Source organism: Pseudomonas sp. ADAK7, from assembly GCF_012935675.1.
Taxonomy (GTDB): domain Bacteria; phylum Pseudomonadota; class Gammaproteobacteria; order Pseudomonadales; family Pseudomonadaceae; genus Aquipseudomonas.
Map to the genome: position 1 here is coordinate 3405105 of NZ_CP052861.1, position 13807 is coordinate 3418911.

Consider the following 13807-nt stretch of genomic DNA (forward strand, 5'->3'; position numbering starts at 1 on the left):
CGGTAGTGTTCCGACAATCTAACACACGGACGCCGTCCGTTCTGTTTTCCACTGGAGAATCGCAATGGCGCTTGAACGCTCCGACGTGGAAAAAATCGCACATCTGGCCTGCCTTGGCCTGAATGATGCCGATCTTCCACACATCACTTCGGCCCTGAACAGCATTCTCGGCCTGGTCGACGAAATGCAGGCGGTCAATACCGATGGTATCGAGCCGCTGGCCCACCCACTGGAAGCCAGCCAGCGCCTGCGTGCAGACGTAGTCACCGAGACCAATCATCGCGAGGCCTATCAGTCCATCGCACCAGCGGTCGAAAACGGCCTGTACCTGGTTCCGAAAGTCATCGACTAAAGGGAAAGAGCCTGCAATGCATCAAATGACTCTGGCCGAGATCGCCCGCGGACTCGCCGATAAAAAGTTTTCTTCCGAAGAGCTGACCAAAGTCCTGCTGGCGCGCATCGCCCAGCTCGATCCACAGCTCAACAGTTTCATCAGCCTCACCGAAGACCTGGCGCTCCAGCAGGCGAAAGCCGCTGACGCACGCCGGGCCAATGGTGAAAGCGGTGCCCTGCTTGGCGCACCGATCGCCCACAAAGACCTGTTCTGCACCCAGGGCATCCGCACCAGCTGCGGGTCGAAGATGCTCGACAACTTTAAAGCCCCGTACGACGCCACCGTGGTCGCCAAACTGGCGGCTGCCGGTGCCGTGACCCTGGGCAAGACCAACATGGACGAATTCGCCATGGGGTCGGCCAACGAGTCGAGCTACTACGGCGCGGTGAAAAACCCGTGGAACCTGGAACACGTGCCGGGCGGTTCGTCCGGTGGTTCGGCTGCCGCAGTGGCCGCTCGTCTGTTGCCGGCGGCGACCGCCACCGACACCGGCGGCTCGATTCGCCAACCGGCGGCGTTCACCAACCTCACCGGCCTGAAACCGACGTACGGTCGCGTTTCGCGCTGGGGCATGATCGCTTACGCCTCCAGCCTCGATCAGGGCGGCCCGTTGGCGCGCACTGCCGAAGACTGCGCAATCCTGCTGCAAGGCATGGCCGGTTTCGATGCCAATGACTCCACCAGCATCGACGAACCGGTGCCGGATTACAGCGCCAGCCTCAATACCTCGCTGCAAGGCCTGCGCATCGGCGTGCCGAAGGAATACTTCAGCGCCGGTCTCGACCCGCGCATTGCCGAGCTGATCCACACCAGCATTAAAGAGCTGGAAAAACTCGGTGCCGTGATCAAGGAAATCAGCCTGCCGAACATGCAGCACGCGATTCCTGCGTACTACGTGATCGCCCCGGCGGAAGCGTCCTCCAACCTGTCGCGCTTCGACGGCGTGCGTTTCGGCTACCGCTGCGACGACCCGAAAAACCTCGAAGACTTGTACAAGCGCTCCCGTGGCGAAGGTTTCGGCGCGGAAGTGCAGCGCCGGATCATGGTCGGTGCCTACGCGCTGTCCGCCGGTTACTACGACGCCTACTACCTGAAGGCGCAGAAAATCCGTCGCCTGGTGAAGAACGATTTCATGGCGGCCTTTAATGAAGTCGACATCATCCTCGGCCCAACCACGCCAAACCCGGCCTGGAAACTCGGCGCCAAGAACAGCGACCCGGTCGCTGCCTATCTGGAAGACGTCTACACCATCACCGCCAACCTCGCGGGTCTGCCGGGCTTGTCGATGCCGGCCGGTTTTGTCGACGGTCTGCCGGTCGGCGTGCAATTGCTCGCCCCGTATTTCCAGGAAGGTCGCCTGTTGAACGTTGCCCACCAGTATCAGCTCAACACTGACTGGCACACCCGCACCCCAACCGGCTTCTGAGGAGAAACACATGCAATGGGAAGTCGTGATCGGGCTGGAGATTCATACCCAGCTCACCACCCGGTCGAAAATCTTTTCCGGTAGTTCCACCACGTTCGGCTCCGAGCCGAATACCCAGGCCAGCCTGGTAGACCTGGGCATGCCCGGCGTACTGCCGGTGCTGAACCAGGAAGCGGTGCGTATGGCGGTGATGTTCGGCCTGGCCATCGATGCCGAGATCGGCCAGCACAACGTGTTCGCCCGTAAAAACTATTTCTATCCGGACCTGCCCAAGGGCTACCAGATCAGCCAGATGGAATTGCCGATCGTCGGCAAGGGCCACCTGGACATCGCCATGGAAGACGGCACGATCAAACGTGTCGGCGTGACCCGTGCGCACCTGGAAGAAGACGCCGGTAAAAGCCTGCACGAAGAGTTCAACGGCGCCACCGGCATCGACCTGAACCGTGCCGGCACACCGCTGCTGGAAATCGTTTCCGAGCCGGACATGCGCAGTGCCAAGGAAGCCGTGGCCTACGTCAAGACCGTCCATGCGCTGGTGCGTTACCTGGGCATCTGCGACGGCAACATGGCCGAAGGCTCGCTGCGTTGCGACTGCAACGTGTCGATCCGTCCGAAAGGCCAGGTTGAATTCGGCACCCGCTGCGAGATCAAGAACGTCAACTCGTTCCGTTTCATCGAGAAGGCGATCAACAGCGAAGTGCAGCGTCAGATCGAGCTGATCGAAGACGGCGGCAAGGTGATCCAGCAAACGCGCCTGTACGATCCGAACAAGGACGAAACCCGTCCGATGCGCAGCAAAGAGGAAGCCAACGACTACCGTTACTTCCCCGATCCGGACCTGCTGCCGGTGGTGATCGAGGACTCGTTCCTCAATGACGTGCGCGCCACCCTGCCGGAATTGCCGCCGCAAAAACGCGAGCGTTTCCAGGCGCAGTTCGGCCTGTCGGTCTATGACGCCAGCGTCCTGGCCACCAGCCGCGAGCAAGCCGATTACTTCGAGAAAGTCGTAAGCATCGGCGGCGACGCCAAACTGGCGGCCAACTGGGTGATGGTTGAACTGGGCAGCCTGTTGAACAAACAGGGCCTGGACATCGACCAGTCGCCGGTCTCGGCCGAGCAACTGGGCGGCATGTTGCTGCGCATCACCGACAACACCATCTCCGGCAAAATCGCCAAGGTGGTGTTCGAAGCGATGGCCAACGGCGAAGGCAGCGCGGACGAGATCATCGACAAGCGCGGTTTGAAGCAAGTGACCGACAGCGGCGCCATCTCGGCGGTGCTGGACGAGATGCTCGCGGCCAATGCCGAACAGGTCGAGCAATACCGCGCGGCAGACGAAGCCAAACGCGGCAAGATGTTCGGCTTCTTCGTCGGCCAGGCCATGAAAGCCTCCAAAGGCAAGGCCAACCCGCAACAGGTCAACGAACTGCTGAAAAGCAAGCTCGAAGGCTAAACCGTGGTCTTGCGCCCGAGGATCGTTCCCACGCTCTGCGTGGGAATGCCGCCCCGGACGCTCCGCGTCCATCGCAATGTGACGCAGAGCGTCACGGGATGCGTTCCCACGCGGGAGCGTGGGAACGATCACTTGGGAGCTTTTGAATGAAGCGTCTACTGGGCGCCTGCGCCCTGCTCTCCCTGCTGGCCGGTTGCGCCAGCAACGACATCATCGACCCACACGGTTACGACAAGACCGGCACCGCGTCCTATTACGGGGCCAAACACCAAGGCAAACGCACCGCCAGTGGCGAGCGTTTCGACAAGAATTCCCTGACCGCCGCCCATCGCCAGTTGCCCTTTGGCACGCGAGTGAAGGTCACCAACCTGAATAACGACAAATCCTGTGTGGTGCGCATCAATGATCGCGGCCCGCACACCCGTGGGCGCATGATCGACGTGTCCCATGCTGCGGCCGTGCGCCTGGGCATGATCGGCAGCGGCACCGCGAAGGTTCGCGTGCAAGCCCTCGACGATTGACGGAGCCCCGACCATTTACGGATTAGAAGACATCCCCCTGCTGAGCGTGATCGAACTGCTCGGCGGCCTGGTTCTGTTGATCGCCGGTGCCGAGCTGATGGTGCGCGCCGCCGTGCGCCTGGCCGCGCGCCTGCATGTACGGCCGCTGATCATCGGCCTGACCATCGTCGCCCTCGGCAGCAGCGCCCCGCAAATGGCGGTCAGCCTGCAAGCCATGCTCGCGCAAAACCCTGACATCGCCGTCGGCAGCGTGATCGGCAGCAGCATCTTCAACATCCTCGTCACCCTCGGCCTCTCGGCGCTGATCATTCCGTTGCGGGTTTCGCGCCAGCTGGTACGGCTGGATATTCCGCTGATGATCGGCGCCAGCCTGCTGGTCTGTGTATTGGCCTGGAATGAGGAACTGACCCGCACCGACGGCGTCATCCTGCTGGCCGCGCTGGTGGTTTACCTCGGTTTGCTGCTGCGCCAGTCGCGGCACTCGGCCCGGCCGCCGTCCAGTCAAGAAACAACACCGGCACCATGGTTCACCAGTCTGCTGATGATCGTCGCCGGGCTGGCGATGCTGGTGTATGCCGGCCATTTGCTGCTGGGCGCCGCCGTGTCAGTGGCCACCGACCTCGGGCTGTCGGAGCGCGTCATTGGCCTGACCATCGTCGCCATCAGCACCTCGCTGCCGGAACTGGCCACCTCGCTGATCGCTGCCTTGCGCGGTCAGCGGGAGATCGCCGTGGGCAACGTGATCGGCAGCAACCTGTTCAACCTGTTGGGCGTCCTGGGCTTTACCGCCCTGGTGGCGCCGTCACCGCTGTCGGTCTCGCCGAACGCCCTGGATTTCGACCTGCCGGTGATGCTCGGCGTCGCCGTGCTGTGCCTGCCGGTGTTCTATTCCGGTTATCGGGTGACCCGGGCCGAAGGCCTGCTGTTTCTCGGCTTGTACCTGGCGTATGGGTTGCACGTGGTGTCGTTCACCACCGGCATGCCTCTGGCCGGCAAGCTGGAACACCTGATGCTGATTTTCGTCCTGCCGGCGCTGGTGGCGTTCTTGCTGTTCACATCACTGCGCGCCTGGCGCCGCCAACACCACAAGAGGGATGTGCCATGACCGATAACAAGAAGCCCGGCGTTGAAGTGCGTCGCCAAGTGATGGGCGATGCGTTCGTCGACCGCGCACTGGGCAATGCCACCGAGTTCAGCCAGCCGTTGCAGGATTTCGTCAACGAACACGCCTGGGGCAGCGTCTGGAACCGCGAAGGCCTGCCGCTGAAAACCCGCAGCCTGATCACCCTCGCCGCACTGACCGCGTTGAAGTGCCCGCAAGAGTTGAAAGGTCATGTGCGTGGCGCGCTGAACAATGGCTGCACCGTGGAAGAGATTCGCGAGGCGTTGCTGCATTGCGCGGTGTATGCCGGTGTGCCGGCGGCGATTGATGCGTTTCGCGCGGCGCAGGAAGTAATCGACAGTTACCAGAAGCCGGAGTAAGCAGGTCCATCGCCTTCGCGGGCAAGCCTCGCTCCTACGGGTTCGGTGATCCCCCTGTAGGAGCGAGGCTTGCCCGCGAAGAGGCCCTCAAAATCACCGCAAATTTTGAAGATTAAATCCACCCACCCCACTGCAACACAAAAATCCCGATATTGGTGGTCACCGCCGCCATCAACGTGGTGATCACAATAATCGCCGCCGCCAATTCATGGTTGCCGTTGGCCTGACGCGCCATGACAAAACTCGCCGCCGCCGTCGGGCTGCCGAAGTACAGAAACAGAATCCCCAGTTCCGCCCCGCGAAAACCCCACAACCACGCGCCCACGGTCGCCAGCACCGGCAAGCCGATCATCTTCACCAGGCTTGAACTCAGCGCCATATTGCCGCTCTTGCGCAACGCCGCCAGGGACAAGGTGCCGCCAATGCAGATCAACGCCAATGGCAAGGTGGTTTGCGCCAGGTACTGGCCGGACGTCTCCAGCCACCCCGGCAATCCGATTTTGAAATAGGCAAACGGTGCCGCCGCAAACACGCTGATGATCAGCGGGTTGCTGAACACGCTTTTGCAGATGCTCCACGGATCGGACTTGATCACCGGGCTGTACACCGCCAGCACGATGGTCGAGAGGGTGTTGTAGAACAGGATCACCAACGCCGCGAGAATCGCCCCGAGGGAAATCCCGTAGTCGCCGTACATGCTCGCCGCCAGCGCCAGGCCGATCACCCCGTTGTTGCCGCGAAACGCGCCCTGGGTGTAGATGCCGCGGTCTTCCCGCGGACACTTCCAGATCGACCAGCCCCAGGCGATGGCGAAACTCGCCAGGGTCGCGACCGAGAAGTAGATCAGCAGCGCCGGTTGCAGCGCGGCGTGCAGGTCGGCATGCAGGATGCCGAGGAACAGCAACGCCGGCATGGTGACGTTGAACACCAGGGCCGAGGCGGTGTGGATGAAGTTGTCGTTGATCCAGTCGATGCGCTTGAGCAGCACACCCAGGAAAAGCATGGCAAACACCGGCGCGGTGATGTTCAGGGTTTCGAGGAAGATTGCCAGCATGCCGGAGGGGACCTTGGGGTGGGCGTCATTAGGGGCGAATGATATGCCACTTTCACCCGGATCGTTCCCACGCTCTGCGTGGGAATGCCTCTTGTGACGCTCTGCGTCGCGCTTTGGGACGCGGAGCGTCCCGGGCTGCATTCCCACGCGGAGCGTGGGAACGATCGTTACGGTCTTAAGTGATCGGCGCCGGGTTGAACAAGGTGATGTCGTTATGCAGCTTATGCTGCTCGGCCCACGTCTGCTTCTTGCCGCTGGCCACGTCCAGGTAGTAGTGGAACAACTCCCAGCCGAGGTCTTCAATCGAAGCGCGCCCGGTGGCAATCCGCCCGGCATCGATGTCGATCAGGTCCGGCCAGCGCTGCGCCAGTTCCGTGCGGGTCGAGACCTTGACCACTGGCGCCATCGCCAAGCCATACGGCGTGCCGCGCCCGGTGGTGAACACGTGCAGGTTCATCCCCGCCGCCAGTTGCAACGTCCCGCAGACAAAATCACTGGCCGGGGTCGCGCAGAAGATCAGGCCTTTGCGCTTGAAGCGCTCGCCAGGGCCGAGCACGCCATTGATCGCGCTGCTGCCGGATTTGACTATCGAGCCCAACGACTTCTCGACAATGTTCGACAACCCGCCCTTCTTGTTCCCCGGCGTGGTGTTGGCGCTGCGATCCGCTTCGCCCTTGGCCAGGTAACGGTCGTACCAGTCCATTTCCCGTACCAGTTCCTCGGCGACCTCCTTGGTTTCGGCCCGGGAAGTCAGCAGGTAAATCGCATCGCGCACTTCGGTGACTTCGGAAAACATCACCGTCGCGCCCGCGCGCAACAACAGGTCCGAGGCATAGCCCAGCGCCGGGTTGGCGGTGATCCCGGAGAACGCATCGCTGCCGCCGCACTGCATGCCGAGGATCAGCTCGGATGCCGGCACCGTTTCGCGACGGCGTTGATCAAGCTTCTTCAAACGGGTTTCGGCCAACGCCATGATCTGCTCGATCATCTCGGTAAAACCGTGACTCGAATCCTGCAAGCGATACAGCCATGGCTCACTCAGATCCACCGAGCTGTCGTTGTCATGCATCACCTGCCCGGCCTGCAATTTCTCGCAACCCAGGCTGATCACCAACGCTTCGCCACCCAGGTTCGGATTGCGCGCGAGGTTGCGCACGGTGCGGATCGGGATGTACGCATCGGTGGCGGTAATCGCCACGCCGCAGCCGTAGCTGTGGGTCAGCGCGACCACGTCATCGACGTTCGGATAGAGCGGCAGCAACTCGTCCTTGATGCGCTTGACCGCATGGTCGAGCACGCCGGTGACGCATTGCACGGTGGTGGTGATGCCAAGAATATTGCGCGTGCCAACGGTGCCATCGGCATTGCGATAACCCTCGAACGTAAAGCCTTCCAGCGGTGCCTGGGTCGCCGGCACATCGGTGGACAGCGGCAGGCTGTCCAGCGGTGGCGCGGTGGGCATGCGCAGTTGATCTTCCTTGACCCAACTGCCGCGTGGGATCGGCTGCAAGGCGTAGCCGATGGTCTGGCCGTAGCGAATTACCTGACCGCCCTCGGGAATGTCCTCGAGGGTGACCTTATGGCTCTGCGGCACAAAGTCCACCGTCACCAGGCCATCCGGAAACTCGGTGCCGGCCGGCACGCCCTGGTCGTTGACCACGATCACCACATTGTCCCGCTCGTGCAGGCGGATGTAGCGCGGCGAGTCGGAATGTTCAATCAACTGCATGACGCCGCTCCTCAGGAATGCGCTTCAGATAATTTGGTCAGCTCAGGACCGGTGCTTGGCGGCTCTTTGAGCACCACGCGTTTGATCGGGCCAACGATCACCAGGTAGCTGAATACGGCGACCAACGCGTTGCAACCCACAAATACCAGCGCCCATTTGAACGAACCGGTGGCGCTGATGATGTAACCGATGACGATCGGGGTGGTGATCGACGCGATGTTGCCGAACATGTTGAACAGGCCGCCACTCAAACCGGCGATCTGTTTCGGCGAGGTGTCGGACACCACCGCCCAACCCAGCGCACCCACGCCTTTACCGAAGAACGCCAGGGCCATGAAGCCGACGACCATCCATTCGATGTCCACGTAATTGCACGCCACGATGCTGCTGGACACCAGCAAACCGGCAATGATCGGCGCCTTGCGGGCGAAGGTCAGGGAATGGCCCTTGCGCAGCAGGTAATCGGAAATCACCCCGCCGAGCACCCCGCCGATAAAGCCGCAGATCGCCGGCAGTGAGGCAATGAAACCGGCCTTCAGAATGGTCATGCCGCGTTCTTGCACCAGGTACACCGGGAACCAGGTGAGGAAGAAGTAGGTGATGCCATTGATGCAGTATTGGCCCAGGTACACGCCGAGCATCATGCGGTTGGTCAGCAACTGGCGGATGTAGTCCCACTTCGGCCCGTCGACCTTTTTACCTTTGCCCTTGTCCTGGTCCATGTCGACCATGCCGCCGTTGTCGGCGATGTGCTTGAACTCGGCCTCATTGATCATCGGATGCTGGCGCGGGCTGTGGATAACTTTCAGCCAGATCAGCGAGAACACGATGCCGATGGCACCCATCACGATGAACACGTGCTGCCAGCCGAAGGTGTAGACGATCCAGCCCATCAGCGGTGCGAACAACACGGTGGCGAAGTATTGCGCCGAGTTGAAAATCGCCGAAGCGGTGCCGCGTTCAGCGGTCGGGAACCAGGCAGCGACAATGCGTGCGTTGCCGGGGAAGGATGGCGCTTCGGCCAGGCCCACCAGGAAGCGCAGCATGAACAGCGCCACAATCGCCGTGGACATGCCGAACTCACCGACATAACCCTGCAGCACGGTGAAAAGCGACCAGGTGAAGATGCTCAGTGCGTAGATTTTTTTCGAGCCGAAACGGTCGAGCAACCAGCCACCGGGAATTTGCCCGGCCACGTAGGCCCAACCGAATGCAGAGAAGATATAGCCGAGGGTGACCGCGTCGATGCCGAGGTCTTTTTGCAGGCTGGAGCCGGCGATGGCGATAGTGGCCCGGTCGGCGTAGTTGATCGTGGTCACCAGAAACAGCATGAGCAAAATCAAATAGCGGACGTGGGTCGGCTTGGTCGCTTGCATGTAGATGTACTCCCACTGATTATTTTTATGCGCGGGTGAAACTGTTTATCCCTGTAGCAGCTGTCGAGTGAAACGAGGCTGCGATCTTTACTTTTAAAGATCAAAAGCTCGCAGCCTCGTTTCACTCGACAGCTGCTAAAGGGGTTGCGGTATCGGTGCCGATACCGCGGTGTTTCCTGTCAGGAGCCGATGTAGCTGGTCTTCACCACGGTGTAGAACTCTTGCGCGTAGCGACCTTGCTCGCGGGAGCCATAGGATGAACCTTTACGCCCACCGAACGGAACGTGGTAATCCACGCCGGCGGTCGGCAGGTTGACCATCACCATCCCGGCCTGGGAGTGGCGCTTGAAGTGGTTGGCGTACTTCAACGAGGTGGTGGCGATGCCCGCCGACAGACCGAACTCGGTGTCGTTGGCCATGGCCAGTGCTGCCTCGTAATCCGCGACGCGAACCACGTTGGCCACCGGGCCGAAGATCTCTTCGCGGCTGATGCGCATCGCTGCTTCACTGTCGGCAAACAGGGTTGGCGCGAGGTAGTAGCCTTCGGTATCGCAGGTCACCAAGCCACCGCCGCTGACCAGACGTGCACCTTCGGACTGGCCGATGTCGATGTACTTCAAGTCCTGTTCAAGCTGCGCCTGGGACACCACGGGACCAATGTCGGTGCCGGTTTTCAACGCGTGGCCGACCTTGATCGACTTCATGCGCTCAGCCACGGCTTCAACGAATTTATCGTGAATCCCGGCAGTGACGATGAAGCGGCTCGACGCGGTGCAACGCTGGCCGGTGGAGTAGAACGCGCTCTGTACCGACAGCTCGACCGCTTGCTTGAGGTCGGCATCGTCGAGAATGATCTGCGGGTTCTTGCCGCCCATTTCCAGCTGCACTTTGGCTTGGCGCGAGACGCAGCTGACGGCGATCTGACGACCGACACCGACGGAGCCGGTGAAGCTGATGCCGTCGACTTTAGGGCTCTGCACCAACGCATCGCCCACCACGCGACCGCTGCCCATCACCAGGTTGAACACACCGGCCGGGAAGCCTGCGCGGGAGATGATTTCTGCCAGGGCCCAGGCGCAACCCGGCACCAGGTCCGCCGGTTTCAGCACCACGCAGTTGCCGTAGGCCAGGGCCGGGGCGATTTTCCACGCAGGGATGGCGATCGGGAAGTTCCACGGAGTGATCAAGCCGACCACGCCCAGCGCTTCGCGAGTGACTTCAACGTTGACGCCCGGACGCACCGACGGCAGGTAGTCGCCGGACAGACGCAGGGTTTCACCGGCGAAGAACTTGAAGATGTTGCCGGCGCGGGTCACTTCGCCGATGGCTTCGGGCAGGGTCTTGCCCTCTTCCCGGGCCAGCAGGGTGCCGAGTTCTTCGCGACGGGCGAGGATTTCAGTGCCGACTTTATCCAGCGAATCATGGCGAGCCTGGATGCCCGAGGTTGACCAGGCCGGGAACGCTGCGCGAGCGGCGTCGATGGCGGCGTGGACTTGGGCCAGGTCAGCCTTGGCGTATTCACCGATGGTATCGGTCAGTTCGGAAGGGTTGATGTTGGCGCAGTATTCACTGCCGGCAACCCATTCACCGTTGATGTAGTTATCAAAGCGTTTTGAATCAGCCACAGAATTTCTCCTCACGCAAAAGGCCGCTGATCACTCAGCGGCCTTGTTTAATCGGGTGTGTTACTGCGCACCTTGCTTGTCGATCAGCGCGGCGAGCATTTCGTACTCTTCGCCGGTCAGGTCGGTCAGCGGTGCACGCACAGGACCTGCGTCGTAGCCGACAATTTTTGCCCCGGCCTTGACGATGCTCACCGCGTAACCGGATTTGCGGTTACGGATGTCCAGGTAGGGCAGGAAGAAGTCGTCGATGATTTTGCCGACGGTGGCGTGATCTTCGCGAGCGATGGCGTGGTAGAAATCCATCGCGGTTTTCGGGATGAAGTTGAACACCGCCGACGAGTAAACCGGTACGCCCAGTGCCTTATAGGCAGCGGCGTAGACTTCGGCGGTCGGCAAGCCACCCAGGTAGCTGAAGCGATCACCGAGGCGGCGACGGATCGACACCATCAACTCGATATCGCCCAGGCCATCCTTGTAGCCGATCAGGTTCGGGCAGCGCTCGGCCAGGCGTTCCAGCAGCGGCGCGGTCAGGCGGCAGACGTTGCGGTTGTAGACCACCACGCCGATTTTCACCGATTTGCACACGGCTTCAACGTGGGCGGCAACGCCGTCCTGGCTGGCTTCGGTCAGGTAGTGCGGCAGCAGCAACAGGCCTTTGGCGCCCAGACGCTCGGCTTCCTGTGCGTATTCGATGGCTTGACGAGTCGAACCGCCAACGCCGGCCAGGATCGGCACGCTGGTTTCGCAGGTGTCGACGGCGGTCTTGATGATTTCCGAATATTCGCTGGCCGCCAGAGAGAAGAACTCACCGGTGCCGCCCGCGGCGAACAGTGCCGAGGCGCCGTATGGGGCCAGCCATTCGAGACGTTTGATGTAACCAGCGCGATGGAAATCGCCCTGGGCATTGAAGTCGGTGACCGGGAAGGACAGCAGACCGGAAGAGAGGATGGACTTCAGTTCTTGTGGATTCATTATTCGAACACCCTGGGTAGCAACGTTGTGTGTGAGAAAACCGTTCAGCCTTGGCCGAAGTTGTAAGTCATCGTACAACTTAAAATACAACCGTCAACTGCATTTCATCGCCGACCGCAAAATTCGAGTCAGACGAGGTGATTTCTTGACGTAGGAAGATTCTCGACTAAGATCGTTTTGACTGTATATGCATACAGTTAAATCTGAATCTACCTACGACATATCAAGGAGCTAGAAATGTCAGGTCTACACGCACAACCGAAGGAACAACCGAAGCCGCTCATTGCGCGCTTCGATGATCTTTTTACCGAGCACGGCATCGCCGTTGCCGGGGATAACGAACACCTGGTGCTGCACATCGCCGAGCAGCACAGCCATCAACCGACACCTGTCACCGCAAAAGCCTTGAAAGGCAAGCCGGTGCTGAAGTTCGAGGGCGGCGAACACACCGCCATCGGCGACAACACCCTGCTGCGCTTCGTCGAAAACGCCGAACCGATCCTCGCCCGGAACGTGCAATTGCACCTGACTAACGGGCTCGCGCCAACCTACGGCCAGGTGCTGGCATTGGGCGGTGATTTCTACGGCATTCCGGATCGGCCAGTGAGCGACGGCGCCACACCGGTGGATCGCCTGAACCGCTTTATCGCCGCGTTCGACACATTGGCGGTGTTGTCCGCGTCCAAAGTTGAGGCGGTGAAAATCCTCGCCGTGATGCAGAAAGAGATCGATGCCGTTAAACAGGCGATCAAGGATGGCAAACAACCCCACGAAGCCTATGACGCCTTGGGTGATACGTTGTCGGAAGAGTGGAACAAGATCACCGGTGGCGGCAGTTTCGTCTCGGCGCTGTTCCCGCTGGGCCGTTACTTGAAACTGGCGGCGAACAACGCCGACCACTTTGGCGAGTGGGCGCAGCAGGCTTACATCGCCGGTCACACTGCCGCGCTTCAGCACGCCGCGGCAGCCCACACCAGCCGTGATGAAAAACAGCTGGAAGTTGCCTATGCGATGAATGCCTTTGCCGATCATTACCTCACCGACCTGTTCTCCGCTGGCCACCTGCGTGTGCCGCGTAAAGCCATGGCGGCAGCGGTGACGCCGAGTGATCTGGGATCGTTGATCACCCGTTTCATGCACGACGAAGACAGCAAGTTCGGCCTTAATGTGCGTAACGGCAACGGCGAGCAATGGCGCGCCTATGGCGACAAGCGCTACTTCGACGCCATCGACAGCGCCAATCGCCTGCACGTTAATCAAGCGGTCCAGGTGTCGGCGGATGAAGTGTTTGCGGCTTACCTCAGCGGAACGGTTCCGCCATTCAACAGCTTCGCGGCGTTGAGACAGTTGCCGGATCTTCAAGCGGTGCTGAACCTGGCGAACAATTTCGCGCCACTGTTCCGGCTCGAGGGCGGCAAGGTGCTGCGACGCAAGGACGTGAACAACCTCAACGATACCGCCACCGTCGATGACTGGTGGGGCTGGAGCACGTACCTGCTGCTCAAGGACTACCACCCGACTGGCAATGTGGCCTGATAAGGAGATCTGAAGATGACGATTAGACTGAAACTGGAACTGGCTTCTGGCCAATCACTGAAGGGCGCGCCGCTGGAGTTGTTGTCCAAGGGTGTGCCGATTGCGCGGGCGGTGGTGGATGCTCAAGGGCTGGTGTTTTTTGATGCAAAGCCTGGGACGGCTGAATTGGCGGTGCGGGTGGATCGGTCGATATTGAAGGCCTGACCCGATCACTCGATCGTTCCCACGCTCTGCGT

13 protein-coding genes are annotated in these 13807 nt (G+C 60.9%); 8 read left to right on the forward strand and 5 right to left on the reverse strand.

Annotation, left to right across the window (positions count from 1 at the left end; all coding sequences use genetic code 11):
• Positions 1-64: 64 nt before the first annotated feature.
• The 6 genes from gatC to HKK53_RS15950 all read left to right on the forward strand — a co-directional run bounded on the left by gatC (position 65) and on the right by HKK53_RS15950 (position 5279).
• Complete coding sequence (gene gatC / locus HKK53_RS15925; RefSeq protein ID WP_007901429.1) at positions 65-352, forward strand: Asp-tRNA(Asn)/Glu-tRNA(Gln) amidotransferase subunit GatC; 288 nt, start codon at positions 65-67, stop codon at positions 350-352.
• 16 nt (positions 353-368) lie between these two features.
• Entirely contained in the window at positions 369-1820 is a 1452-nt protein-coding gene (gene gatA, locus HKK53_RS15930; RefSeq protein WP_133838526.1) for an Asp-tRNA(Asn)/Glu-tRNA(Gln) amidotransferase subunit GatA, read from the forward strand.
• A 10-nt stretch (positions 1821-1830) separates the two neighbouring features.
• A complete protein-coding gene (gatB, locus tag HKK53_RS15935; RefSeq protein ID WP_169371612.1) occupies positions 1831-3276 on the forward strand; it encodes an Asp-tRNA(Asn)/Glu-tRNA(Gln) amidotransferase subunit GatB in 1446 nt (481 codons plus the stop codon).
• A gap of 146 nt (positions 3277-3422) precedes the next feature.
• Positions 3423-3797 carry a septal ring lytic transglycosylase RlpA family protein gene (locus tag HKK53_RS15940; RefSeq protein ID WP_169371613.1) on the forward strand — a complete coding sequence of 125 codons (375 nt, stop codon included), beginning with the start codon at positions 3423-3425 and terminating at the stop codon, positions 3795-3797.
• A gap of 46 nt (positions 3798-3843) precedes the next feature.
• Positions 3844-4902 carry a calcium/sodium antiporter gene (locus HKK53_RS15945; protein WP_169371614.1) on the forward strand — a complete coding sequence of 353 codons (1059 nt, stop codon included), beginning with the start codon at positions 3844-3846 and terminating at the stop codon, positions 4900-4902.
• Positions 4899-5279, forward strand: coding sequence for a carboxymuconolactone decarboxylase family protein (locus tag HKK53_RS15950; RefSeq protein ID WP_090175522.1), 381 nt, complete (start codon positions 4899-4901; stop codon positions 5277-5279). The genes HKK53_RS15945 and HKK53_RS15950 overlap by 4 nt, the downstream gene beginning before the upstream one ends.
• A gap of 112 nt (positions 5280-5391) precedes the next feature.
• On the opposite strand, the gene HKK53_RS15955 is transcribed toward HKK53_RS15950, so the two are convergent.
• The 5 genes from HKK53_RS15955 to kdgD all read right to left on the reverse strand — a co-directional run bounded on the left by HKK53_RS15955 (position 5392) and on the right by kdgD (position 12035).
• Positions 5392-6333, reverse strand: coding sequence for an AEC family transporter (locus HKK53_RS15955; protein ID WP_169371615.1), 942 nt, complete (start codon positions 6331-6333; stop codon positions 5392-5394).
• A gap of 175 nt (positions 6334-6508) precedes the next feature.
• Positions 6509-8062: a galactarate dehydratase gene (gene garD / locus HKK53_RS15960; protein WP_169371616.1), complete on the reverse strand. Its 1554-nt coding sequence runs from the start codon at positions 8060-8062 to the stop codon at positions 6509-6511.
• Between the two features lie 11 nt (positions 8063-8073).
• Positions 8074-9438, reverse strand: a complete 1365-nt coding sequence (locus tag HKK53_RS15965; protein ID WP_169371617.1) for an MFS transporter — start codon at positions 9436-9438, stop codon at positions 8074-8076.
• A gap of 179 nt (positions 9439-9617) precedes the next feature.
• On the reverse strand, positions 9618-11063 hold the full coding sequence (locus tag HKK53_RS15970; protein WP_123405243.1) for an aldehyde dehydrogenase family protein: 1446 nt from the start codon (positions 11061-11063) through the stop codon (positions 9618-9620).
• A gap of 60 nt (positions 11064-11123) precedes the next feature.
• Positions 11124-12035 (reverse strand): 5-dehydro-4-deoxyglucarate dehydratase, encoded by a 912-nt coding sequence (gene kdgD, locus HKK53_RS15975; protein WP_169371618.1) that lies wholly within the window; start codon positions 12033-12035, stop codon positions 11124-11126.
• A gap of 237 nt (positions 12036-12272) precedes the next feature.
• Here kdgD and HKK53_RS15980 point away from each other — a divergent pair, with 237 nt between their 5' ends.
• Both HKK53_RS15980 and HKK53_RS15985 read left to right on the forward strand, forming a co-directional pair.
• Entirely contained in the window at positions 12273-13571 is a 1299-nt protein-coding gene (locus HKK53_RS15980) for a phospholipase (RefSeq protein ID WP_169371619.1), read from the forward strand.
• Positions 13572-13586: 15 nt separating this feature from the next.
• Positions 13587-13775: a hypothetical protein gene (locus HKK53_RS15985; RefSeq protein ID WP_169371620.1), complete on the forward strand. Its 189-nt coding sequence runs from the start codon at positions 13587-13589 to the stop codon at positions 13773-13775.
• The last annotated feature ends 32 nt before the right edge of the window (positions 13776-13807 follow it).

What these genes read in the sequence shown, in the direction of transcription:
- HKK53_RS15980 (WP_169371619.1), top strand. Translation starts at nt 12,273, where the DNA reads ATGTCAGGTCTACACGCACAACCGAAGGAACAACCGAAGCCGCTCATT.
- garD (WP_169371616.1), bottom strand. Translation starts at nt 8,062, where the DNA reads ATGCAGTTGATTGAACATTCCGACTCGCCGCGCTACATCCGCCTGCAC.
- HKK53_RS15965 (WP_169371617.1), bottom strand. Translation starts at nt 9,438, where the DNA reads ATGCAAGCGACCAAGCCGACCCACGTCCGCTATTTGATTTTGCTCATG.
- HKK53_RS15955 (WP_169371615.1), bottom strand. Translation starts at nt 6,333, where the DNA reads ATGCTGGCAATCTTCCTCGAAACCCTGAACATCACCGCGCCGGTGTTT.
- HKK53_RS15985 (WP_169371620.1), top strand. Translation starts at nt 13,587, where the DNA reads ATGACGATTAGACTGAAACTGGAACTGGCTTCTGGCCAATCACTGAAG.
- HKK53_RS15950 (WP_090175522.1), top strand. Translation starts at nt 4,899, where the DNA reads ATGACCGATAACAAGAAGCCCGGCGTTGAAGTGCGTCGCCAAGTGATG.
- HKK53_RS15940 (WP_169371613.1), top strand. Translation starts at nt 3,423, where the DNA reads ATGAAGCGTCTACTGGGCGCCTGCGCCCTGCTCTCCCTGCTGGCCGGT.
- gatA (WP_133838526.1), top strand. Translation starts at nt 369, where the DNA reads ATGCATCAAATGACTCTGGCCGAGATCGCCCGCGGACTCGCCGATAAA.
- gatC (WP_007901429.1), top strand. Translation starts at nt 65, where the DNA reads ATGGCGCTTGAACGCTCCGACGTGGAAAAAATCGCACATCTGGCCTGC.
- kdgD (WP_169371618.1), bottom strand. Translation starts at nt 12,035, where the DNA reads ATGAATCCACAAGAACTGAAGTCCATCCTCTCTTCCGGTCTGCTGTCC.
- gatB (WP_169371612.1), top strand. Translation starts at nt 1,831, where the DNA reads ATGCAATGGGAAGTCGTGATCGGGCTGGAGATTCATACCCAGCTCACC.